Genomic DNA, 23,270 nt, shown 5'->3' on the forward strand with positions numbered 1-23,270 from the left:
GCAAAATTATTCGCCCATACTACTATGGGTGATGCAGAATGTCATGTCAATCAAGTGACGAATTAAGGCAATTGGTGGAAGAAGCAAAAAGATGTACAAAAGAGGGAAAGGTCGCAGACTATATTCCTGAGTTGGGTAAAGCAAATCCTCATGCTTTATCGATTGCGATCAACTATCCTGACGGAAGATGTATTTCAGCTGGTGATATTGATAAAAAGTTTACTCTTCAAAGTGTTTCAAAGGTTATAACCTTGGCACTTGTTCTAATGGAAAATGGCTTTCTCAATGTGTTTGAAAGGGTTGGGATGGAGCCGACCGGAGATCCATTTAATTCAATTGCTAAATTAGAAACAATGGCTCCGGCCAAACCATTAAACCCGATGATCAATGCCGGGGCACTTGTCGTAACCCATATGATCAAAGGGGATTCAGTGGAGGATCGGTTCAATCGATTATTAGGCTTTATCCGGGAATTGGCAGGCGACCCGGATATTGGCTATAGCGAAAAGGTAGCCCGCTCCGAGTTTGAATCGGCTGATTTAAACCGGGCATTATGTTATTTCCTAAGGCAGCATAAAATTATTACCGAGGATGTCGAAACATTATTGGATTTATATACCAAACAGTGTGCGGTGGAAATGAATTGTTTGGACTTGGCTAGAATCGGTATGATTATTGCCATGGATGGAGTGGATCCTTTAAACGGAAAGCGGATTATGCCAGACGATGTAGCGAGAATTTGCAAAACCTTTATGGTTACGTGCGGAATGTATAATGCATCGGGCGAATTCGCCATAAAAATAGGCATCCCAGCTAAAAGTGGTGTTTCAGGAGGAATCATGGGGGCTGTTCCTGGTAAATTTGGAATTGGTATTTTTGGTCCTGCTTTGGATGAGAAAGGGAACAGTGTGGCTGGACTTAAACTTCTCGAACTATTGTCAAGGAAATATCGGTTGAGTATGTTTTAATGGGACTTCATAAGGGAAAAAGGGGACGGTTCTTACGTTTGATACGCAAGAACCGTCCCTATATTTCTATAGATTTTTCAAATCAGTTTCATAATTGTGAGATGTGTTGTAATAATTTTTAACAAGAACATATAAAAATGCTATGAAAATACTGTATATTATTCCAATACTTTGATATACTTTAACCCAAATATTGAGGCAAGGGGTACACACGTGTCAAAATCAAAATTACAATTCTGGCTCATACAAATTTTACTTATTTTATCGATTATTTTCGTTTCAACAAAAATCACCTTCATGTTTAAGCCGATAGGAGTCTTTTTCTCTACGGTTTTCTTTCCAATTCTGATTACTGGATTTCTTTATTTCCTTTTAAACCCGCTGGTGAATTTTCTCGAACGTAAAAAGCTGCCAAGAATAGCCTCGATCCTTATCATATATGTCGGGTTTATTGGCCTCCTTGTGCTGGCGATTAGCAGCTTGGTTCCAATCGTATCTAAACAGGCGACGGACCTTGCCAATAATTTGCCGGTCTTTGCTCATGACACTACTGAGTTTTTAAAAAATATGGTTAAATCTTCAGAGTTTAAAAGCTTTCGGGATACCCAAAGTGAAATTATTGACACGGTCCAGCAACGGTTAATGGAATATGCCAATACATTGCCAAAAACACTGACCAACGCACTATTGGGTTTATTTGGAATGGTCACCAATCTAGCTATTATTCTTGTCACAGTACCATTTCTATTATTTTACATGTTTAAGGATGGTCATAATTTTCCAAAAGCCGTTTCAAATTTTATTCCGGCAGGTTACAGAGACGAAGGACTAAAGATTTTGAAAGAAACAGGGGAGACGCTGTCCGCTTACATTCAGGGGCAGGTTATGGTTGCTCTGGCAGTCGGAACCTTGTCCTTTATTGGGTATTTAATCATTGATTTGCCTTATGCGCTAATTTTGGCGATCATTGTTGCCTTTACCAACATTATTCCTTATGTAGGTCCAATCATTGGCGGCGCCCCCGCTGTCCTTGTTGCTTTGTTTGAGTCACCAACGAAAGCTTTATTGGTTATCGTCGTGATCCTTGTCGCTCAGCAAATTGAAGGGAACTTCCTGTCACCGATGATCTTAGGTAAATCATTGGATACACACCCGGCAACGATCATCATTATTTTATTGGCTGCAGGCAACCTGGCAGGCGTACTCGGAATGGTCTTGGCGGTCCCAACCTACGCTGTTTCAAAAGTTATTGTTTTAAACCTAGTCCGATTTTTGAGAGCGAGAAAAGCTGCAAATAAGATCGTAGAGGGAACTTGAGTCTTAGACACAGGTTCCTTTTTGAAACAGGGGTGAAACACGAGGACAGTTTTCTTGTGTCATGAAATAGAGACGCAAGAACTGTCCTTGTCTTTTAGGGAAAATTTATATATATGTAATTTACATATAAAGGTTCTCTGTTGTATAATAGGTGTAAATTACATATATAAGTAGGGAATGGAATTAGGGAACCTACATCGAATGGAGGCTTTTTTATGAGTGATCAAGAAGAAATTTTGCTTTATAAAACTTCTCGAATCCTTAATAAAGACACAAGCATGATGAGGTTAAACGATATTATTGAGGAGCTAGTAAACATTATCGAGTTAAACGAGAAAGAGCAGCGAAAATACTAATTGATTAACTTAATTGCTAGCTGCTTGTATCGTATAATCCTAATGGATCTGGTGAAAATAATCCCATGATTCTTTTAAACAAGGAGTGGGATAATGTATCAGATAGCCGATATCACAGAAAATCAGAAGGAAAAGATCAAGCAGCTGGAACATGAATTAGGCGTAGTGTTAATTGCATATGACAATAAAAACGGCGGGCAGATGAGAGAATACAGTAAGGATCTGAAGTAATAACAAGGAACCTATAGAGTGGACTTTTTGAAAAAAGTCACTTTATAGGTTTTTTTATGCAAGCTAATAAAGGTGATTCAACTATTTGCGGCAGATTTTCCCATACACAATCTGAAAACCATACAATACTAATGCATGTGAAACATGGGGACGGTTTTTTTGCATCATCAATGATGCAAAAAAACCGTCCTTGCGTCTTATTCTAGTATTTTTAAAGTTTGTCCCACATAAATTGTATCTGTTGATAAGCCGTTTAGCTCTTTAATAGCGGTGACCGTGGTGTTATACCGCTTCGCAATGGCGGATAAGGAATCACCGGATACCACTTTGTAAGTAATGACTGTTGCATTCACTTGTGTAGTGTTTGTTGTCGTGATTTTTAAGGTCTGCCCAACATAAATCGTGTCAGCTGTTAAATGGTTTTCTTCTTTTATGGCTGCCACCGTCGTATTGTACCGATTTGCAATAATCGATAAAGAATCACCCGGCGCTACCGTATAGGCCACGGTGGTGGTGGCAGGTGCGGTAGTAGCAGGTGCTGTATCTGTAACCATCTCGTTGGTCGAATTCGGTAATTTTAATGCCTGTCCAATATAAAGACTATCCGAAGTTAAATTATTGATTTCTTTTATTTGACTGACGGTAGTATTGTAGTGTTTCGCAAGTGAATATAAAGTATCTCCAGCAGCCACTGTATAAGAAATGTATGTTGGAGCCGCAGTTACAGGCGGCGCTGATGCCTCAACAATTGGAGGAGTCAGGGCCACAGCTAATGTTGTTGGGAGGGTAGTGGCATAGCTGTTCCATACTTCCTTGTTCTCCTGGCCGATACTCCAGTTTCCGACACCCCGCAAATTGTATTTACTGACTAGCAATAATTTTTGCCGAATAGATTCCTCATTTTCAAACCAGATGGTATAGGTTCCGGCTGCCAAAGTGGTCCCGCCGACAACTGGCTTTGAGTCTCCATCTTTAATGGTAATAATTGTCTTTGGTGTTTTGCTTACTTCATCAAAAACAACCGTTCCATTATATTGTTTTATTAATTGTTCCACCTGCCAATTGGAAATTCCAAACCCTCCATAGGTTTGCCCCTGAATCCAATATCGGCCGTATTGGGCAATACCTAAGACAAGTTTATTGGCTGCAACATTTTGATTGATGGCATATTGGACTGACCTTTCCACCCAAGGGACACTGGCAACAGGTCCAGCTTCTCCACCCGGATAGCTTTCATCGTAACTCATGATCATTAAATAATCAGCATACTTAGCCAAGCTGTTATAGTCATACGAACCATGCCATCCTGTCGTCCAGCCGTTAGGATTAGCCGCCACGGCAACGGAAACTTCCTTCCAAGCTGGGATCCTTTCACGCAATAACCGAACAAACTCAGTATAGTTAGCCCGATCCACTTCCGTGACATTTTCAATGTCCACATTGACACCGTCCAAATTATAGCGGGCTACGGCATCGGCAATCTGCTGTGCGGCCAGCTCTTTATTGGCGAGCAATGCCCGGCCGAGATTTCGGTCCCAATGATTGCTTAAGAATGGGACAACTCGGATTCCTTGCAAATGCATCGCTGAAATGAAGGCTGGGTCCAAGCTGTACGTTAGTTTCAATGTACCATTGGCATTAATGTCAAAATAACTGGGTGACACGGTGTTGACGGAGCTGGATGTTTGGTTCACCATCGAAACGTAATCTTGAGTATTGCCAAAATACATATAGCCGAGATTGACGATTTCACTTGCTGTTACAGGCAAATGTAATAGCTGATTTGGCTGTATAACATCAATAGCCAGCCGATTTAATGCCATTAATGCCTCTACGGTGGTGTTATACCGTTTGGCAATCGTATATAAGGTTTCGCCAGCTGCAGCTGTATGGCTGTAAAGCGGAACCGAGGCTAAGGTACTGATATTTCCAGCAAAGTCCGTTTGATAAACAGAAGCCGTCGCGGCCCCGGTCATATCAGCTTGGTCTAAATAGAATTTTAAGGTATAAAAACCTTCTGCGTCCGCTGTCCCAGAGGTACTCAATAACTCTGCCCCATTTGTGCTGCGAATGGTCGCATTAACGACGGAATAGGGTTTCGCTGTGCCAAGTATTGTAAATATCGGACGTTTATTTTCAAAACCAAAGCCGTTTTTGGATACGACTGGGTTTGGAACTACAGTATCTTTTACAACTGTTGAAGTTTGTACGATACTTGCATTTCCTGCTTTATCTGTCAGCATGATTTCCAGCGTTAAGGATCCATCTTTCAAACTGGCTAAATCAAAGTTGAAATTAAATTTGCCGTTTGAAATTATGGCGGTTTTGGCTATATTAGTGGTCCCATCGCTAACGGTGATCTTAACCGAAGCACCTTCTTCAACAGATGAACCGCTAACGGAAAATTGCCCCTGATTCAACTGATTGACATATGGTGCCATGGTTGTTACTGGCACTTCAGGTGCAGTTGTATCCTTTGTTATGGTCAGAGGCTGAAGTTTGCTCCTGTTACCGGCAGCGTCAGCGGCCATAATGGCTACTGTAATATCACCATCCTTCAGGCTGCTAACATCAACAGGCAGAGAAAAATTGCCTCGCGAATCCGTTCCGGTGGTTTTAACCAGGCTGGTTACACCATCTGAAATGGTCAAGTCCAGTGTGATTAACGGTTCAGCAGTACCACTTAGATTATATGAGTTGACGTTTCCGCTAAAAATATTTGGAGGCTGGTTAAATTGGATACTCGCAGGACCGAGTGTATCCTTGTTCAGTGTCTTGACGGCCAATGGGCTCATATTTCCGGCTTGGTCTACTTGAGTGATTTCAAATCGGATATCACCATCATTTAGACTGGACAGGTCTGCGGGAATAGTGTATCCACCAGTTCCATTTACCTGTCCGATTAATTCAACGATCTTGCCTGTACCATCGAAGGCTTTGATGTTCACCTGTGCATTAGGCTCGGCAGTTCCGTTTAGCAAAAATGAGTTCTGGTTTTCCTGATTAATATAATTGTTATTATTTAAAATTGGTGCAATTGGGGCACTTGTATCTTTGGCAACATTCATTTTTCCAGTAGAACTTTTGATTCCTGTTGGACTTGTTTGCACAGCCGAAATGATGAGGGTACCATCCCTCAGGGAAGTTACATCTACATTAGCAATAAATTCGCCGTTGGCATTTGCAACAGCAGTAGTAGTGATCGCATCTCCTAAACTCCCATCTGAAACAAATATGTCCACTCTTGATCCCGGCCGGGCAGTCCCGAATATCGGATAAATTGCGGCTGTTAGACTGTTAATGATTTTCGTATTGCCAATCAGCGGCGCACCCAGGCTAGTTTCTTTTGTAATCGTGGTTTGTCTAATGGCGTTAATGTTTCCTGATGGGTCGATGGCACGAGCGGTGACGGTTAATTGCCCGTCATTTAAAGAAATTAAATCGGTATTTGCACGAAATTCGCCTATTTCATTGGCAATAGCTCTCATGGTTACATTAGGATGGACACCGTCTGAAACGGTCAAATCCACGAAGGCTCCAGGGTCGGTTACTCCAAAAAGGGTGTAATCTTTTACATTCTCAATCGTTACCTTTACGGTACTATCCAGGACAGGCTCATTGATAATAGTATCTTTCGTGACTATTAATCGGCTTTCAGGGCTTCGGTTTCCTGCCTGGTCGGCTGCCACAGCTGTAATTGTAATCGTTCCGTCCGGTGAGCTGGAAGTGTCCACTTTTGTTTCAAACCTGCCGCTGGCATCAGCTTTTATTTGAAGCATTTTTGCTGGACTGATTCCATCTAATAGTGTTAGATAAACTGTTGCGTTTGCTTCTGTAGTCCCTGAAAGGGAAGTACTTGCCTGATTGATTGAAGTAATTTTACTAATTGAGTTTAGGAAAGGTGCTGCAGGTGCTGTAGTATCGGCAGGGACTGAGCTGCCTGCTGAAATCGTTAGGATCTGGCCGACAAAAATCAAATCGCTTGTTAAATTATTTGCTGCTTTAATTTGCTCCACAGTGGTGTTAAACCGTTTGGCAATAAGTGATAAAGAGTCGCCTGATGCCACTGTATAAGTTGTGGCGGTTACTGGAGCAGGCGGCGTCTGCGTTTGTACTGGTTCTTGGTTTTGAGCGGTTTGCGTCTGCGGAACAATTAAGAATTGGCCGATAAAAATGCTATCAGTAGTTAAGTTGTTTAGGTTTTTGATTGTATCCACGGTAGTGGCGAATTTTTTTGCTATTTGATATAAGGTATCTCCCGCCGCAACTTGATACGTACTTGTTTTGGTTTCCACAGCAGGAGCAGGTGCTGGAGCAGGCGCGGGTTCCGGAGCAGGTGTCGGCGTTGGTGCTAGTGAAACAGTAGCTGTAGTTTGCTCCAAAGTTCTAGGAATCCTAATTTTTTGTCCTATCGAAAGGATATCGCTCGGAAGCTGATTATAAGAACGAATACTATCAACGGTTATGTTAAACTTCCTCGAAATCGAATATAAAGTGTCGCCTGCAACGACTGTATATGTATAAAAAGGCAGGTTTAATACCTGGCCTGCATAAATGATGTCGGAAGTTAAAGTGCTTGCCGTTTTAATAGCCGAAACTGTTACATTAAACTTTCTCGCAATGGAATATAAACTGTCACCGGACTGTACCTTATAAGTATCATATTGACCGATTTGCTGTACTTGGCCTGCAGTCGTCGTTTCCGCTCCTGCCTTTGTAAGGGCGGATCCAAAATAAATCGTCGTCACCAAAAGTGATCCAGCCACCACCTTAGCAGCAGTAATATTTATATAAGGAAATCTTTCTCTAATTAATTCATGGATTTGTACCTGGAGTGTTGTTTTTCTCAAATCCGCGGGCTTCAGCTCATTTGAAAACTCCTCCAAATAAGAATCAAGGTATACCACTAAAGTAAACCCGCCTTGCTCTTGGAGCAGCTCATATCTTCTAATCTCCACCTAACCACCTCCATTTAATAAAATGAAACATGGGGACGGTTCTTATGCATCATTTTGATACATAGAACCGTCCCCATGTTCTAATTTGGTAATAACAGGGAATATTGTCTTTTGGGTTGTATTCAATTCTTTTTTGCGAAGAATACCCCTAAACATAACTTAAGGCATAGGAGAAGGTTACATATGGAGAATTTACAAACCTATGAAATAAAAAGACTTGTTCCCAATCGGGATGAGTTTGAATTAATCCTTTATTTTGATGGACAATTAACGGAGTTTGCAGGTGAATTAGGGACTGTTCCCAAGGATACAAAAGATATTACCTCTATGGCTAAGCAAATTCTAAATAATAGGTACCCCTTTTTAAAAGTAACATTGATTAAGGTAATCCTTGGAGGGGTTGCAGCTGCTTCGATTCCACTGACTAATCATTCGACTACTGCACATGCGGAGGATTCAAACGGAAACACCCCAGCACAGATGGCACACGCAGACTCAATCTATTACCACGTCTCATCTGGGGATACACTTTGGGGATTATCCGCAAAATTTGGAACAAGTGTTGATAATATCAAAAGAGCCAATCATTTAACTTCCGATATTTTGAAGGTGAATCAGCTTTTAATCATCCCAAAAGCGTTTCATACCGTAGCTTCAGGTGATTATTTAACAGTTCTAGCTAAGAAATATGGAACGACTGTTGAGGGAATTAAGCAAGCCAATAACATGAATAGTGATGCAACGTTTATTGGGCAAACACTGATTATTCCAATTTTAATAGGAAGTGAACCGAGCGATGGCCAGGCCCGGGAGGTAACGCCCACTGCCCAAAACCAAGCTATTTCAACCTATACAGTTGTTTCGGGCGACAGCTTGTCTGTAATTGCAAAAAGATTAGGTACGTCAGTTGAGGCACTTAGAAGTACTAATCAATTAACATCAGATCTAATAAGAGTTGGGCAAATTTTAACAATTCCCCAAGCCGCCGATAATGTCCAAGAGTCTTCCTTTGTAGAGCCCCCAGTACCAGTACCTGTGCCGAAACAAGTGAATGTTCAATATACCGTTGCTGCTGGAGACACTGTGTGGGGAATTTCTGCAAAATTTAAGGTAAGCATAGAATCATTAAGAAAGGCAAATGATTTGCAAAATGACTTGTTACATATTGGTCAGTTACTTATTATTCCTAAAGATGGATTTGATGCTCAGGCCAATGAAAGTACCGAACCAGCGGCTGCCGCTATTAAAGCAGAAACGAAATATACGGTTGTACCGGGGGATACTTTATATTCCATAACTAAGCGGCATAACATTACTGTCGATCAATTAAAACAAGCCAATCAATTAACAAGTGACATACTAAAAGTCGGACAGATTTTAATTATTCCAACTTCCATGGGGGCATCCGTACCAAAAGGTGGACCTGCTGCCGCTTCACCGGTATCTGGGCCAGTACAAACTGCAGTTCCCGGTGTCGATTTGGTATCGGTTCAAAAGAACCTGCAGATACTCGGCTACTATACTGTTCCAACTATGACTGGAAGTTATGATGCCACAACAACTCAGGCGATCAAAACCTTTCAGGCAGATTACAGTCTTCCTGTGACAGGGACAATTAATGAAGCAACAATTACTGCCATTAATCATGCGGTTGTTAAGAAAGAATTAGTCAGAAACACAGCGAGATATCTTGGAGTTCCATACAAGTGGGGTGGTGCGACACCTAATGGCTTTGATTGTTCAGGATTTGTTTATTTCATGTTCAATCAGCATGGTGTAAATATGTCCCGCAATACCTCTGCGGGACTTTTTAAAACAGGGGCAGCCATTGACCGGTCACATTTACAGCCGGGAGATTTGGTTTTCTTCGCCGTAAACACGCCTGGAACAATTTCACATGTAGGATTTTATATAGGCGATAACCAATTTGTTTCCGCCACCACATCAAAGGGGATCGCCGCCTATCCATTAGATACCGGGTATTGGGCGAAATATTATGTGGGGGCTAAAAGAGTATATTAAGTGAGGCGCAGGGACGGTTCTCATCCATCAATTTGATGCATGAGAACCGTCCCTGTTTTTCCATTTGACACTTTGGTTAGTATCCTGCTTTCGGAAAATGAAATGGATATTATTAAAAATCGCGACACGAAAGTTGTCCACTGCTCAATTAGTAACTCAGGTAAGAAATTCACCAAAACACCGAGTTTATAGCAAAAAGGAATTGGAATCTCTTAGGAACAGATGGAGCAGGTCATTCTGGTTTGAGTTTATTTGACAAGATGAAAGTGTATAAATCCTTAATGCGCGCCTTTTGGGATTTTCGACCCGGTGGTCATGCTTTTCAAAAAACATCATCGAAATAGCAACGGTAGGCGGAGCAAAATCAATGCTGCAGGGCCATGAGTTCGGAACGCTGGAAGTTGGGAAAAAAGCGGACATGATCTTAATCAATATCGAACAGCCCCATATTCAGCCAACACATAATTTGATTAACACGCTCATAGAATCGGTAAACAGCAATGATGTAACAGATGTTTTGGTTAATGGTAAAATATTAATGAGAAACAGAGAAGTTCTTACTCTTGATGAAGAAAAAATAAAATTTGAAAGCAAGGAGGCTCTAAAGGAGCTTTCCATTAGGGCAAATATTTAATATTTCGCAAATGGAATGTTGGCGGAATTGAGGTAGCAAATATGTTAACTAATTTATTTCTAATGAGTTTTGTTATAGGCTCTAATTTGATTATCGGAATTTTATTAGGGTTGTCCGGGATTTCTGGTTTTCTTTTGCCCTTGATTTATGTAGGTGTTTTAAAAATTCCCGTGCATGATTCCCTTGCACTTAGTTTCTTGTCCTTTTCAGTCTCAGGCATCATCGGTGCCTATTCCTACTGGAAATCAAGAAATATGGATCTAAAACTGGCACTTTATTTGAGTATTGGCAGTCTGCCAGGCGCTTTTTTGGGTGTGCAAATTAATGTGATGATACCGGAAATTCTGGCAAAACTACTTCTTTATTTTTTTGTCTTGGTAGCTGGATTATCCATTTTATTAAAGAAAAATAAAGAAGACACAGATTCAGATAATGACGATAACAAATCAAAAATTCTCAATCATTCCTTAATCGTTGTTTTACTCGGTTTCATTACATCAACCATTTGCTCATTAACTGGAGCAGGAGGTCCTATTTTACTAGTGCCGTTATTAGCAAGTCTTGGGGTAAACATCAGGGTGGCAGTAGGGGTCAGTCTCTTAAACTCCGTAGTTATTGCCGTTCCGTCTATTATCGGATATTTTGCCCATGCAAGCACTGTAAATACCCCTTCATTAATTATCGCAAGTCTACTAGGTACAAGTGTGGGAATTGTCACCGGTGCACGGTTTGCCACAAAAGTACCTATTCACCAATTAAAAATGGCAATCGCCATCATAACCATCCTTTCATCAGTTTACATGCTTATCATTATGAAAATGGGTGCCTAAATAAAATGCAAGATATCAAAAAGTTATTAATGATGCATTTAATAATCGGTCGAAATGCGTATTAAGGGATTGGCAAATGCTATTGCCAATTCTTTTCATTATTTGCGACTTAATTCGTAAACGGCAGAAGTAAGATATCGATTTTGATGAATAACCATATATATAGTCTAATTATATCTCTTATGAACCAGAAACCGGGAAGATTACCGTTTCTAAATAGTATTTAATAGATAATTCGAAAAGCCTTAATCCTAGAATTTAAAGGATTAAAGGCTTTTTTTAAATTAGGTTCTTTTCGTAAATTTTTTTTTGGGGATAAACAATGTCCGTTCCTTTGCGCTACAGGTAATTGCTTTCAGCGGGGAGGAAGTCGAGCCTCCTCGACGTTCCGTCTGCGGGGTCTCGACCTCTCCTCTTGATCCCGCAGGAGTCAAGCGCCTTTCGCTCCAATCCACTCAGCTTTTTAAATATAGTTAAAAGCAACAATCTATTAGAAAAGAGCCTAAAATTAACTGGAAATTAATGATGGGTAACTATTATGTATTTTACAATTTTGATTTTAAAAAGTTAGAATAAAGTAAATATTTTGAATTTTATTTCGAACAACCCTGTTCAATAAAATTTTAATATTGTTTTAAAGTGTGTCACCGGAAATATTAGTAAATATCAGCAAGTTTCTCTTCATCGATTTCCACATTTATTCATCTCCAGAGCAAGTTCATACTTCAATATTATTAGGAATTTCAAGCAGAAATGTAGCAGCTAACAAATTTTAAGATTGGAGTGAGGTATATGACTCTACTAAAAGGGTTAAAGGTTTTAGATTTTTCTACATTGCTTCCTGGTCCCTATGCAACCTTGATGTTAGCAGATCTTGGTGCTGATGTCTTACGTGTTGAATCCGATGCAAGGCCCGACATGCTTAGGGATGGGTATCCACGAGATGGAAAGGATTCTGTTAATCACGGCTATATTAATCGCTCAAAAAAGTCTATTACCCTTGATTTAAAAAAAGCAGAAGCTATTGAAATCGTAAAAAAGTTAATTGTAGAATATGACATTTTAATTGAACAATTCCGTCCGGGTGTTATGGAAAGATTGGGATTAGGATATGAGGCCTTAAAAGAAGTAAATCCAAAACTAATTTACTGTTCCATCACAGGATTTGGACAAACTGGGCCATGCCGCCATCGCCCAGGACATGATAACAACTATTTGTCCATTGCTGGAGTTGCAAGTTATTCAGGCCGTCAAATAAGTGGACCTGCACCAGCGGGAATTCAAATTGCGGATGTAGCTGGCGGTTCCTTGCATGGGGTAATTGGAATCCTGTCAGCTGTTATCCATAGAGGCCGTACAGGTGAAGGACAGTGGATTGATATCAGTATGACAGATTGCAGTTTTGCCCTCAATGCTACCACTGCAGCCGGTTATTTGATGGGAGGAATTACCCCTGAGCTCGAGCAGACATTTTTAAATGGCGGTATCTTCTATGACTATTATGAAACAAAAGATGGCCGCTATTTTTCTGTAGGAAGTTTGGAGCCTCAATTCCGTAAGCTTCTATGTGAAGGAATAGAACGTCCAGACTTGATTGAACTCAGCTTAAGTGAGCTGCAAGAGGATATTCAGGCTTTTAAACAGGCGGTTCGGACTGCCTTCCTTTCAAAAACATTTGCAGAGTGGCAAACAATCTTTGCTAAAATCGAGGCTTGTGTGGAACCAGTCCTTACATTTGCCGAGGCATGTGAGCATCCGCAAATCGTGAGTCGGGGAATGATTGTAGAAGTTCCGAGACCAAATGGGGGCTATCAAAAACAGGTAGCTTGCCCGATTAAGACTTCTGTCTTCAAGCCCGAATATAAACATATCGGCGTGGGACTTGGTGAGCATAACAAAGAAATAGTAAATCCACTTCAGCAATTGCAAAAATAAAAGGAGAGAAATTTGTTATGAAATCTTTGGAGGATATTTTTTCTCTATCTGGTAAGGTGGCGCTGATTACGGGGGCTAGCCGCGGATTAGGAAGGGAAATGGCATTAGCGTTTGCAAAAGCTGGAGCTGACATTGTTATCGTCAGCCGTAAGCTTGATGCCTGTGAAAAGGTGGCAGCTGAAGTAGAGGCACTTGGCAGGAGGGCATTGCCAATCTCATGTCACGTCGGGCGCTGGGAGCAAATCGATGAACTTGTTAATACGGTTTATGAGCATTTCGGAAAAATTGATATTTTAGTTAATAATGCCGGGAAATCGCCATTATATGAGTCCTTGGCAGATGTAAGTGAGGCAATGTGGGACAGCGTCATCTCGTTAAATTTAAAAGGACCGTTTCGACTATCTGCTATAGTGGGGAAACGAATGGCAGGGGGTGAGGGAGGTTCAATCATAAACATTAGTAGCATTACAGCGGTCAGTCCGACGAAGGATGAGGTACCATATGCCGCCGCAAAGGTTGGTTTGCATGCGCTTACAATTGGTATTGCCAACACCTATGGACCAAAAGTACGCGTCAATTGTATCATGCCGGGCGCATTTTTGACTGATATTTCAAAATCATGGGATGAGACGGTCTTGAAGAAATTTGAAAGTCAAACTTCGTTAGGGCGGCCAGGCCGGCCGGAAGAAATTATCGGAACGGCTCTGTACCTTGCATCTGATGCATCGAGCTATACCACGGGTGCCATCATTCCAGTTGACGGTGGTTACCGGAAATAATGCATTCTGATCAAATAATCTTAAAATAGAAGGATTGAAAAAAGTATGTTTGAAAAATCGGAGAAAGCAAAGCGGTTTGAACAAGAGCTGATTCAATTTATGGACAAATACATTTATCCAAACGAAGCTGTCTACGAGGAACAATTAAATCAAAATCGGTGGGATGAACCGCAGGTAATGAGTGAACTGAAAGAAAAAGCAAAAAAGGCTGGGTTATGGAATTTATTTTTACCTGAAAGTAATAATGGTGCAGGATTGACCAATTTAGAGTATGCCCCGTTGTGTGAAATCATGGGCCGGTCAGCAATGGCTCCTGAAGTATTTAACTGTGATGCACCGAATACTGGAAATATGGAAATCTTGGACCGCTTTGGAACGGAAGATCAAAAAGAAAAATGGTTAAGACCTTTATTGGAAGGGGAAATAAGATCTACTTTTAGTATGACAGAACCGGATGTGGCCTCCTCGGATGCCACCAATATCAGAACCAGTATACAAAGAGATGGCGACTATTACGTGATAAATGGACGAAAATGGTGGCAATCGGGAACTGAATCAGCAAAGTGTAAAATATTGATCGTCATGGGAAAAACAGATCCTTCTGCCCCGAAATTTGAGCAGCAATCTATGATGCTAGTACCAAAAGACACTCCCGGAGTGAAGATTGTCCAAAAGTTAACGGTACTTGGATATGATGATGCTCCCCATGGGCATTCAGAGGTTATTTTTGATAATGTTCGTGTTCCAGTATCCAATATTTTATGGGCTGAAGGGAAAGGATTTGCGATTGCCCATGCAAGGCTTGGCCCGGGAAGAATTCATCATTGTATGCGCCAGATTGGAGCAGCAGAACGCGCCTTGGAATTAATGATTAAACGGGCAAAAAGCCGGGTAGCTTTTGGAAAACCCATATCTGAACAAGGTGTTATTAGAAATTGGATTGCGGAGTCCCGCATCGATATCGATCAAGCCCGGCTTTTAACGATGAATGCAGCCTATATGATGGATACAGTTGGAAATAAAGCAGCTCGGGCAGAAATTGCCATGATTAAGGTCGCTGCCCCAGAAATGGCGTGTAAGGTCATTGATCGTGCCATTCAGGTACATGGAGCTGGCGGTCTCAGCGATGTTTTTCCATTGGCAAGAATGTACGCAAATGCAAGGATGACGAGAATTGCAGATGGACCAGATGAAGTGCATAAAGAAACCGTAGCGAAATTGGAAATTAGAAAGTATGCCGAGTAATTTTTTGGAAAGAAAAAGCTTTGTTGGGAGCTGTTTGCATGAGTAAAGAGTTTGAGGTCAAGATGGTGTCAAAAGATGGAATTGACGAGACGAACTGGGAAGCAGTTAAACAGTATCTGCAAAAACATATCGATGGGCTGCCAGATGAACCATTGACAATAAAACAGTTTCAGGCGGGGGCTTCCAATCTCACTTTTCTCATAAAGTGTGGAGACTGGGAGGCTGTTATGCGCCGGCCGCCTTCCGGTCCTCTCCCGCCAAAAGCCCATGACGTAGAAAGAGAATCAAATATTATGTCCCGGCTTCATCCGTTTTTTCCGTATGTACCTAAACCTTATTTATTTTGTGAAGACAAAAGTATCATCGGAGTACCATTTTATGTGATGGAACGAAAAAACGGATTGGTTTTCGATAAGGAATTTCCAATGGGGATCACCTTTTCAGAGGCAGACTGCAAACAGGTCTCCAATCTGGTTGTCGATACCATGGCAGAACTACATTCGGTGGATGTCAAAAAAGCCATGCTGGAGGAGTTTGGCCGGCCGCATGGTTTTTTGGAAAGACAGGTACATGGCTGGATTAAACGGTTTCAGCTTTGCAAGACGGAAGAAATCTCCGTTTTTGAAACGCTTTCCAAGTGGCTGGTCGAGAATATTCCCCAATCAAATGAAGCTGTCCTTATTCATAATGACTACAAATTAAACAATATGCTTATTTCTCTTGATCTTCAAAAAGTAGAGGCAGTGGTGGACTGGGAATTGGCAACGATTGCCGACCCCTTATTCGATTTAGGAACTACTCTCGGATATTGGAATCAGCATGATGATCCTGAATTGCTTAAGCATGGGCTCACAAGTATTACAGCAAATCCAAGCTTTATCAATCGAAGAGAGTTTGTTGAACGCTATGCAGCGAAAACAAAGCGAGATGTCTCCAACCTCCACTTCTATTTGACCTTTTCTTATTTCAGAACGGCCATTGTACTGCAGCAAATGCATTATCGCTGGAAAATAGGAGCAACCCAGGATTTGAGATTCGTCAACTTCAATAATACGGCTAAAATGTTCATGGAGCATGCATATGAACATTCGTTGAATAAAGGGGATTTCCGATTGTAATGAGTAAAAGGTTTTATTCGAGATTTTGAAGGGAGGTGTATTTATAGAAAAATAAATGATTTCAGATAGAAATGCTCAAGTTATTGCCATAACGATAAAAGGGTGAGATGAGAAAATGAACCTCGGAAATTTACATGAACGGTTACCAATTTATGCAAAAAACAAACCAAATGAAGTAGCTGTAATTTACGGAGAAACAAAAAGGACATATCAGGAACTGTTTGACAGAGTAAATGCGCTTGCCAATTCACTCATTGAAGCAGGTGTAAAAAAAGGGACACACGTTGTATTGTACATGAAAAATCGAATGGAAATGCTGGAAGTTTTTTATGCGCTATCTACAGCAGGAGCGGTAGCGGTACCAGTTAATTACATGATAGAAGGGAATGATCTACGCACATTACTGAATAGTTCGGATGCAACTCATGCCTTCGTAGAGGTGGAAAAACTGGAAGCATTCGAAACGGTCTTAGACGTTCTGCATACAATTACTGCTAATTCGACAATCATCATCGGTGGAACAGAATCATCCTCCATTTACCTTGATTATGAGAAACTCATTTCCTATGGATCAACGGAGCCACCTAATATTGAAGTGACTGGTAAAGACGTTGCGGCCATGATCTACTCATCAGGTACCACTTCATTACCAAAAGGAATTATATTTACACATGAAACGATGATTTACCGGGCATTTATCGGGGCAACTGAATGGAAATTAAATTTCGGTGATACTGTATTGATATCTGTTCCTATGTATCATAGTGTTGGCCATTTATTTTCATTTTATATAGGTTTGACGGGTACCAAACTTGTCATTACAAGAGATTTTGATCCAAGAGATACGCTATCTATAATTCAGAATGAAAAGGTAACGTTTGCGTTTTTTGTACCTACACAATATGTAATGATGTTGCAGGTTCCAGATTTTGATGATTTTGACTTATCGTCTTTGAAGATGTTACTTTGTGCTGCAGCACCACTAGCTGAGTCTGTTAAAAAGCGGATTATCGAGAAGTTCAAGACAAATTTATCAGAATTTTTCGGGTGTTCAGAAACCAGTGCGTTTATTATCCTTCGTCCAGATGATGTCATTCGTAAAACAAGCAGTGTCGGTCAACAGTGTCCCTTTTTTCAAGTCCGGCTAGTTGATGATGAAGGTATAGATGTAGGTGTTGGGGAAGAAGGCGAGTTTGTCGTTCGGGGATCTGGATTATTTAGTGAGTATTATAAGCTGCCGGAAGAAATGGAAAAATCATTTTTACCAGGCGGTTGGTTTAAGACTGGGGATATGGGCAAAGTAGATGATGAAGGATTCTACTATTTGCTCGACCGCAAAAAAGATATGATTATAAGCGGTGGTGTCAACATATATCCGAAGGATATTGAAGATGTTCTATTTACACATCCTGATATTCTGGACGCTGCAGTCATAGGTATTCCTGATGAGAAGTGGGGGGAAGCGGTAAAAGCTGTTGTTGTATTAAAGTCAGATTCAGATATTGTCGAAAAGCAATTGTTAGATTTTTGCAATTCAAAGCTAGCAAAATATCAGAATATTAAAGTGCTCGAAGTGGCCCCTTCCCTTCCGAGAAACCCCTCTGGAAAAATACTAAAAAGAGAACTACGGTTAAGGAGTTAGTTCTAAAAAACAAACGATCTATGAAAACTCTTTTCCTAATAACACTATCTTTTTTAAGGAGTTGTTGTTGGTGGTGTTCCATTATCTAGATATGGGTAAAGGTGAACCATTGGTATTGATTCATGGCTTTGGCAGTAAAAAAGAAAGCTGGAAAAATCAATATGAGCTTTCAGAATCATATCATTTAATTATTCCTGACTTATTAGGGCATGGTGAATCAAATGACGTAGAAAATATATCGATACCGAATTTTGCTAAAAATATTATGAGCCTGCTAGATCATTTAGGAATAGAATCAGCACACTTCTGTGGGATTTCTTTAGGTGGAATTATAGTACAAGAAATTTACAAATTATTTCCAAAGAGAGTAAGATCCATGATTTTAACAAATACCACTTCATATCTTCCGAAAACTGGGGCAAAGTGGTTTCTTAAAAAGAAAATTGACCTATTTTTATCGGCACCTAGAGAAAATATAGTTTCAGCGGCCGCTTCCAATTGTTTATATGATCAAAAACCAGAATTTATCCAAGAAGTAAAAGATGCTTTATTATTAAAGGATGAAACATATATTAAAACAGCAAAAGCAACAATAGGAGCAAATTATTTATTCATGTTACCTTTTATTAAAGTACCAACTCTAATTATTGGAGGATTATACGACAAACTTTTACCGGTAATATTAGCTAGACAGACACACTTATTGACCTTTTGTAAAGCAAAATTAGTCATTTTGGATGAATGTGGCCATGCACCTATCATTGAATGTAAAGAAAGGTATAATGAATTATTGCTTGAATTTCTAAATAAGCAGAATCAGGGCTTTAAAAAAGTAATTTAATGTAGGCTAAATACTAAATCCTCACTGTTAACAGTGAGGATTTAGCTTTTTTATAAGTTTAGAAAAATAGAATTCATGGTGAGGAGATAGGACATAAAAATGAATTTATGTTTTAGCTTTTTGAAAAGTCTTCCTCTAATCTTGCAAGAAATATCTTCGCCGGTTCGGATATTAATTTATCTTTCGAACACACCCATCCTACTGGTAAAGGTCTCCAGCGAGAAAATTCTATTTCAATACAAGTAAACTCTTTACTTATTATAGATGAATTATGCCTAAAAGGGATATCCATCGCAATTGTAGCGGCAAAGTCTTCATGTACTAACCTTTGAATGGTACCCGAGTGATTCGTATAAAATAATATATTCAATGGGCCGAATTCATTGGTTAACAGACCCAGCATACGTTGTAATATCTCAGCATTATGGATTACCAGCGGTAGTTTTAACAGTTCATCAATGGAAATGGATTTATACCGCGCAAGAAAAGACTTTCGGCTTACGACCAATACAAGTTTACTATCAAACAGTCGTCCTGTTAAAAATTGTTTAATTTCAAATAAATAATCATCAAATAATATCGTCAATCCAATATCGACTTTTTGCTGCCGTATGTCCTCTGTAATTTCTGTCATATTTTTCTCTGTCATAATAATCTTGGTTTGAGGGTAGTCTCTCTTAATACTCTTGATAGTATTTAAAGCCACTGGCATTAACCCGGGAATACTAGAAACGCTTATCTCCTTGAATTGAGGTTCTGAAAAGTTTAAAGCATCCATTTTTATTTCCTGAAGGATACTCATGGCATGATATGCTTTTTTTAAGATGATTAGACCCTCGGGAGTTGGTGTTGCTCCCAAATGGCTCCGGTGAAATAACAGGATTCCAAGCTCTGACTCGAGGTTGGAAATAGATTGGCTAACAGCAGAAAGTGTGATATTTAAATTGGCTGCTGCTTTGGACAATGATCCTGTCTTCGCGATTTCCACCATATACTCAAGTTGTTCTATCTTCATAAATATATCAACCTCTTTAATTTATCCTAAAGCTGCTTATAATAATTAGATTTGTCTAATATTGTAACAGATTTACCTTCTGATTTACTATTATTTTTAATTGAATGTAAATTTTACCATTATTCTATTCTGATTAGGCGTTTATAAAACTATTTTGTTGCCTCTATATTTGATCCAATGCATTTTCACGATGTGTTTGAAAGAACCTTTAATGATTTTTAAGATGATGTTAATTAAGTTTAAATTCCTCTAAACCCTATTATTAAATTATAATGAAACAAGATTCATTAATTAATTCGAATTGTTGAACAATTAACAGCGTAATCATCAATCCTAACGATGCTTTACTAGATTAAAGGCTCTGTTAACGATGGCTGTTGATTTCCGCTCTAGGCGCTCAGCAAACCCGCGGGCGTGCCGGGGAGCCTCCTCGGCGCTTTTGCGCCTGTGGGGTCTCCCCTGCCCCGTACTCCCGCAGGAGTCGAGCGCATTCCGCTTTAATCAACAGGGTATAAAAAACAACAATATCGTTTAACAGAGCCAAATTTAAAAAAAGTGAAAAAAGGGGATAAAAATGAAAGCTTGGCTATTTGAAAGAGTAGGAGAACCTATGAAGCTGGTTGATTTACCCAATCCAAAGGCGAAACCAGGTTGGGTTGTTCTTAATATAGAAGCGGCGGGAATGTGTCATTCGGATATTGCAATGACCGATGGGACTGGAACAAAGTGGTTATCTCATTTGCCTATAGTCCTAGGACATGAAGTATCCGGGACTATTGCTGAAATTGGTGAAGGAGTTACTGGGTTTAAAGTTGGTGATCGAGTAGGTGTGTCTGGGAGTGCAGAGGATGATGAAAATGTTGTTAATAACGGAAGCATTCTCGGCGATAGTATTCCAGGTATCCATGTAAATGGCGGGTATGCGCAGCAAACGATGGTTCGTGCCTCTCGTCTAATCCCAATACCTGATGAAGTTTCTTTTGAACAGGCTGCTGTTGGTACAGATGCCATTACCACTGCTTATCATGCTGTGATGTCGTCCGGTAAGGTTAAATCGGGTGATGTTGTAGGAATTATTGGACTTGGCGGATTAGGAATGAACGGTCTTCGTATTGCTGCAGTATCTGGGGCAAGTGTTTATGGAGTGGACCTTAATGAAGATCTTTTTGAAGAAGCCTTGAAAAATGGAGCAAGTGGATGCTTTAAAGATATTAGTGAGTTAAGATCTGTTAAGCCGAATGTCATTATTGATTTTGCAGGAATGGGTACGACAACTTCCGAGGCCGTGAAGGTGGTAAATGTGAATGGACGTGTTGTTGTAGTAGGACTAGGAAAGCTTGAAGCGATCATTGACACACAAGTACTGATTAGACGCCGAATCGAATTAAAAGGATCATTGGGTGGAACTCATGAGGATTTAAGACAGGTCTATCAATTACTTGCAAAAGGTTTAATTACCCCGAGACTAACAGAAGTCCCATTTAATGAACTTAACTATTATTTAGAGCAATTCCGTGAAGGAAAAACACGGGGGCGTATTTTTACCCGTCCTAATTGTTAAATCTATTATTAATCCTATTAGTACATTAATCGATTTAATGAGAAAACTGATCATGGTTACTAAACGTTAAAGATAATGAAGGGAGGTGATTCATGGAGAAAAAGTAAGCGGGTACAATTTTAGATAAGGGGATCTAGTAAAACATTATATTTCATTCTGCATTAATGTCCCAATAAACTAATTTAGGGCATATGCGAAACTCGATTTATGTAAAAAAATCACTGGTTAATCGGAGGGGTAAGATTAATGTTAGCAACAAAAGGATTAAGTCATACATCACGTAATTTCTCGGAGAAAACAGCGATTATCGATGGGAATCACCAATTTTCCTATAAAGAATTTGCATCTCGGACTGCAAAAGTAAAACAGTCCTTGATTCAACTGCAAGTAAATAAAGGGGATCGGGTTGCGCAGTTAATGTTAAATGAATTTCGATATATAGAAATTACCTATGCGGTAATGGCAGCGGGAGCCATCATAGTTCCGCTGAATACGAGACTTAATCTTGTAGAAATAGTAGATATTTTAAATGATTCTGGAGCAGAAGTACTGTATTTGCATAAGGAATTTTTATCGATAATTCCTGAACTTAAAACTCACGTTAAAATGTTAAGACATATTGTTTTGGCTGAGGATGAGGATATTGCAGAAGGGTTTGATGGTATAGAAGGAGTTCACTCCTATGAACGACTCCTGAGAGAGCAGAAAGAAGAAACTTTTACTGTAGAAGACATCCATGAAGAAGATGTAGCCGGTATTTTTTATACAGGAGGTACTACTGGCCGCTCCAAAGGTGTCATGCTTACGCATAAAAACATATTAACGAATGCATTTCATGCAGTGGTAAGTTTACCATACACAGAAAAGGATACCTATCTACACGCTGCACCAATGTTTCACTTGGCCGAAGCGGGCGGGATTTTTGGACTAACCATGGTCGGTGGAACACATGCCTTTGTCCGCTCATTTACACCTAAGGATGTCCTTGAATCCATCAACAAAATTAAACCAACGTGCATGCTGCTGGTACCGACGATGATTAATATGCTGATTAACTCACCTGACTTTAATCAAAAGGATGCAAGTGCATTGAAGAAACTTCTTTACGGCGGATCGCCTATGTCACCTGAATTATTAAAAAAATGTGCCGAGCTGATGCCACAGGTAGAGTTTTTCCAAGGGTATGGAATGACAGAGGCAGCTCCCATTGTATCATTACTAAAATCAAAAGATCATGTAGGGAAGCGTTTATTATCTTGTGGCCAAACTGTTCAAGGAGTGGAGATGAAGGTTGTCGACTCTAAAGGAACTGAACTTCCTGCAGGGGAAATAGGGGAGTTAATTGCTAAGGGGCCAAATATTATGAAGGGATACTGGAATTTACCAGAAGAAACTTCGAAAGCAATCAAGGATGGCTGGTATTATACAGGAGATATGGGTTACAAAGATGAAGACGAATTCTTCTACATTGTGGATCGTGCCAAGGACATGATTATTTCCGGCGGTGAAAATATATACTCTGCTGAAATTGAAAGTGTATTGTACAAGCATTCCCATGTGTTGGAATGTGCGGTTATTGGAGTACCGGACGCAAAATGGGGAGAAGCGGTGAAAGCAGTGGTAGTACTGAAAACAGCAAATAGTGTGACCGAGGAAGAACTTATATTATATGTTCGCCAACATCTTGCAAACTATAAAGTTCCAAAATCAGTTGATTTTATGACTGAGCTGCCGAAAAACGGTGCAGGAAAAATATTAAAACGTGACTTACGCATGCAATACTGGAATGGACAATCTAGAATAATTAACTAAGTTTAT

17 protein-coding genes are annotated in these 23,270 nt (G+C 40.0%); 15 read left to right on the forward strand and 2 right to left on the reverse strand.

Features of this window, described 5'->3' with window-relative positions; genetic code table 11:
• Positions 1 to 38 precede the first annotated feature (38 nt).
• From glsA to ACZ5AE_RS11080, 4 genes are all read left to right on the forward strand, one after another.
• Positions 39 to 968, forward strand: coding sequence for a glutaminase A (gene glsA / locus ACZ5AE_RS11065; protein WP_464572208.1), 930 nt, complete (start codon positions 39 to 41; stop codon positions 966 to 968).
• Between the two features lie 213 nt (positions 969 to 1,181).
• Positions 1,182 to 2,285: an AI-2E family transporter gene (locus ACZ5AE_RS11070; protein ID WP_464572210.1), complete on the forward strand. Its 1,104-nt coding sequence runs from the start codon at positions 1,182 to 1,184 to the stop codon at positions 2,283 to 2,285.
• A 215-nt stretch (positions 2,286 to 2,500) separates the two neighbouring features.
• Positions 2,501 to 2,641, forward strand: a complete 141-nt coding sequence (locus ACZ5AE_RS11075; protein ID WP_464572212.1) for a hypothetical protein — start codon at positions 2,501 to 2,503, stop codon at positions 2,639 to 2,641.
• Between the two features lie 93 nt (positions 2,642 to 2,734).
• Complete coding sequence (locus ACZ5AE_RS11080) at positions 2,735 to 2,872, forward strand: hypothetical protein (protein ID WP_464572214.1); 138 nt, start codon at positions 2,735 to 2,737, stop codon at positions 2,870 to 2,872.
• A 197-nt stretch (positions 2,873 to 3,069) separates the two neighbouring features.
• On the opposite strand, the gene ACZ5AE_RS11085 is transcribed toward ACZ5AE_RS11080, so the two are convergent.
• The gene (locus tag ACZ5AE_RS11085; protein WP_464572216.1) at positions 3,070 to 7,830 is read right to left on the reverse strand and encodes a LysM peptidoglycan-binding domain-containing protein; all 4,761 of its coding nucleotides are present in this window, start codon (positions 7,828 to 7,830) and stop codon (positions 3,070 to 3,072) included.
• 183 nt (positions 7,831 to 8,013) lie between these two features.
• Between ACZ5AE_RS11085 and ACZ5AE_RS11090 the strand changes: the two genes are divergently transcribed.
• The 9 genes from ACZ5AE_RS11090 (at position 8,014) to ACZ5AE_RS11130 (ending at position 18,876) form a co-directional block, all read left to right on the forward strand.
• Entirely contained in the window at positions 8,014 to 9,852 is a 1,839-nt protein-coding gene (locus tag ACZ5AE_RS11090; RefSeq protein ID WP_464572218.1) for a LysM peptidoglycan-binding domain-containing protein, read from the forward strand.
• Between the two features lie 292 nt (positions 9,853 to 10,144).
• Positions 10,145 to 10,486, forward strand: coding sequence for an amidohydrolase family protein (locus tag ACZ5AE_RS11095; RefSeq protein WP_464572220.1), 342 nt, complete (start codon positions 10,145 to 10,147; stop codon positions 10,484 to 10,486).
• A 62-nt stretch (positions 10,487 to 10,548) separates the two neighbouring features.
• Complete coding sequence (locus ACZ5AE_RS11100; RefSeq protein ID WP_464572222.1) at positions 10,549 to 11,316, forward strand: sulfite exporter TauE/SafE family protein; 768 nt, start codon at positions 10,549 to 10,551, stop codon at positions 11,314 to 11,316.
• A 792-nt stretch (positions 11,317 to 12,108) separates the two neighbouring features.
• Positions 12,109 to 13,251: a CaiB/BaiF CoA transferase family protein gene (locus ACZ5AE_RS11105; RefSeq protein ID WP_464572224.1), complete on the forward strand. Its 1,143-nt coding sequence runs from the start codon at positions 12,109 to 12,111 to the stop codon at positions 13,249 to 13,251.
• 17 nt (positions 13,252 to 13,268) lie between these two features.
• Positions 13,269 to 14,030: an SDR family NAD(P)-dependent oxidoreductase gene (locus tag ACZ5AE_RS11110; protein WP_464572226.1), complete on the forward strand. Its 762-nt coding sequence runs from the start codon at positions 13,269 to 13,271 to the stop codon at positions 14,028 to 14,030.
• Positions 14,031 to 14,075: 45 nt separating this feature from the next.
• Positions 14,076 to 15,275: an acyl-CoA dehydrogenase family protein gene (locus ACZ5AE_RS11115; protein ID WP_464572228.1), complete on the forward strand. Its 1,200-nt coding sequence runs from the start codon at positions 14,076 to 14,078 to the stop codon at positions 15,273 to 15,275.
• A 38-nt stretch (positions 15,276 to 15,313) separates the two neighbouring features.
• The gene (locus ACZ5AE_RS11120; RefSeq protein WP_464572230.1) at positions 15,314 to 16,393 is read left to right on the forward strand and encodes a phosphotransferase family protein; all 1,080 of its coding nucleotides are present in this window, start codon (positions 15,314 to 15,316) and stop codon (positions 16,391 to 16,393) included.
• Between the two features lie 115 nt (positions 16,394 to 16,508).
• Positions 16,509 to 18,035 carry a class I adenylate-forming enzyme family protein gene (locus ACZ5AE_RS11125; RefSeq protein WP_464572232.1) on the forward strand — a complete coding sequence of 509 codons (1,527 nt, stop codon included), beginning with the start codon at positions 16,509 to 16,511 and terminating at the stop codon, positions 18,033 to 18,035.
• Between the two features lie 91 nt (positions 18,036 to 18,126).
• Positions 18,127 to 18,876, forward strand: a complete 750-nt coding sequence (locus ACZ5AE_RS11130; RefSeq protein ID WP_464572234.1) for an alpha/beta fold hydrolase — start codon at positions 18,127 to 18,129, stop codon at positions 18,874 to 18,876.
• Between the two features lie 112 nt (positions 18,877 to 18,988).
• Here the strand turns inward: ACZ5AE_RS11130 and ACZ5AE_RS11135 are convergent, their stop codons facing one another.
• On the reverse strand, positions 18,989 to 19,891 hold the full coding sequence (locus ACZ5AE_RS11135; protein ID WP_464572236.1) for a LysR family transcriptional regulator: 903 nt from the start codon (positions 19,889 to 19,891) through the stop codon (positions 18,989 to 18,991).
• A gap of 574 nt (positions 19,892 to 20,465) precedes the next feature.
• On the opposite strand from ACZ5AE_RS11135, the gene ACZ5AE_RS11140 reads away from it, so the two are divergent.
• Together ACZ5AE_RS11140 and ACZ5AE_RS11145 are read left to right on the forward strand one after the other, a co-directional pair.
• Entirely contained in the window at positions 20,466 to 21,452 is a 987-nt protein-coding gene (locus ACZ5AE_RS11140) for a zinc-binding dehydrogenase (RefSeq protein WP_464572238.1), read from the forward strand.
• A 246-nt stretch (positions 21,453 to 21,698) separates the two neighbouring features.
• Positions 21,699 to 23,264: a long-chain-fatty-acid--CoA ligase gene (locus ACZ5AE_RS11145; protein WP_464572240.1), complete on the forward strand. Its 1,566-nt coding sequence runs from the start codon at positions 21,699 to 21,701 to the stop codon at positions 23,262 to 23,264.
• The last annotated feature ends 6 nt before the right edge of the window (positions 23,265 to 23,270 follow it).

The sequence above is a fragment of the Neobacillus sp. S1227 genome (assembly GCF_055385255.1).

Bases quoted from the DNA above. Each gene is read 5' to 3' on its own strand.
- glsA (WP_464572208.1), top strand. From the start codon at position 39: ATGTCATGTCAATCAAGTGACGAATTAAGGCAATTGGTGGAAGAAGCA.
- ACZ5AE_RS11075 (WP_464572212.1), top strand. From the start codon at position 2,501: ATGAGTGATCAAGAAGAAATTTTGCTTTATAAAACTTCTCGAATCCTT.
- ACZ5AE_RS11080 (WP_464572214.1), top strand. From the start codon at position 2,735: ATGTATCAGATAGCCGATATCACAGAAAATCAGAAGGAAAAGATCAAG.
- ACZ5AE_RS11090 (WP_464572218.1), top strand. From the start codon at position 8,014: ATGGAGAATTTACAAACCTATGAAATAAAAAGACTTGTTCCCAATCGG.
- ACZ5AE_RS11100 (WP_464572222.1), top strand. From the start codon at position 10,549: ATGAGTTTTGTTATAGGCTCTAATTTGATTATCGGAATTTTATTAGGG.
- ACZ5AE_RS11105 (WP_464572224.1), top strand. From the start codon at position 12,109: ATGACTCTACTAAAAGGGTTAAAGGTTTTAGATTTTTCTACATTGCTT.
- ACZ5AE_RS11110 (WP_464572226.1), top strand. From the start codon at position 13,269: ATGAAATCTTTGGAGGATATTTTTTCTCTATCTGGTAAGGTGGCGCTG.
- ACZ5AE_RS11115 (WP_464572228.1), top strand. From the start codon at position 14,076: ATGTTTGAAAAATCGGAGAAAGCAAAGCGGTTTGAACAAGAGCTGATT.
- ACZ5AE_RS11120 (WP_464572230.1), top strand. From the start codon at position 15,314: ATGAGTAAAGAGTTTGAGGTCAAGATGGTGTCAAAAGATGGAATTGAC.
- ACZ5AE_RS11125 (WP_464572232.1), top strand. From the start codon at position 16,509: ATGAACCTCGGAAATTTACATGAACGGTTACCAATTTATGCAAAAAAC.
- ACZ5AE_RS11130 (WP_464572234.1), top strand. From the start codon at position 18,127: ATGGGTAAAGGTGAACCATTGGTATTGATTCATGGCTTTGGCAGTAAA.
- ACZ5AE_RS11135 (WP_464572236.1), bottom strand. From the start codon at position 19,891: ATGAAGATAGAACAACTTGAGTATATGGTGGAAATCGCGAAGACAGGA.
- ACZ5AE_RS11140 (WP_464572238.1), top strand. From the start codon at position 20,466: ATGAAAGCTTGGCTATTTGAAAGAGTAGGAGAACCTATGAAGCTGGTT.
- ACZ5AE_RS11145 (WP_464572240.1), top strand. From the start codon at position 21,699: ATGTTAGCAACAAAAGGATTAAGTCATACATCACGTAATTTCTCGGAG.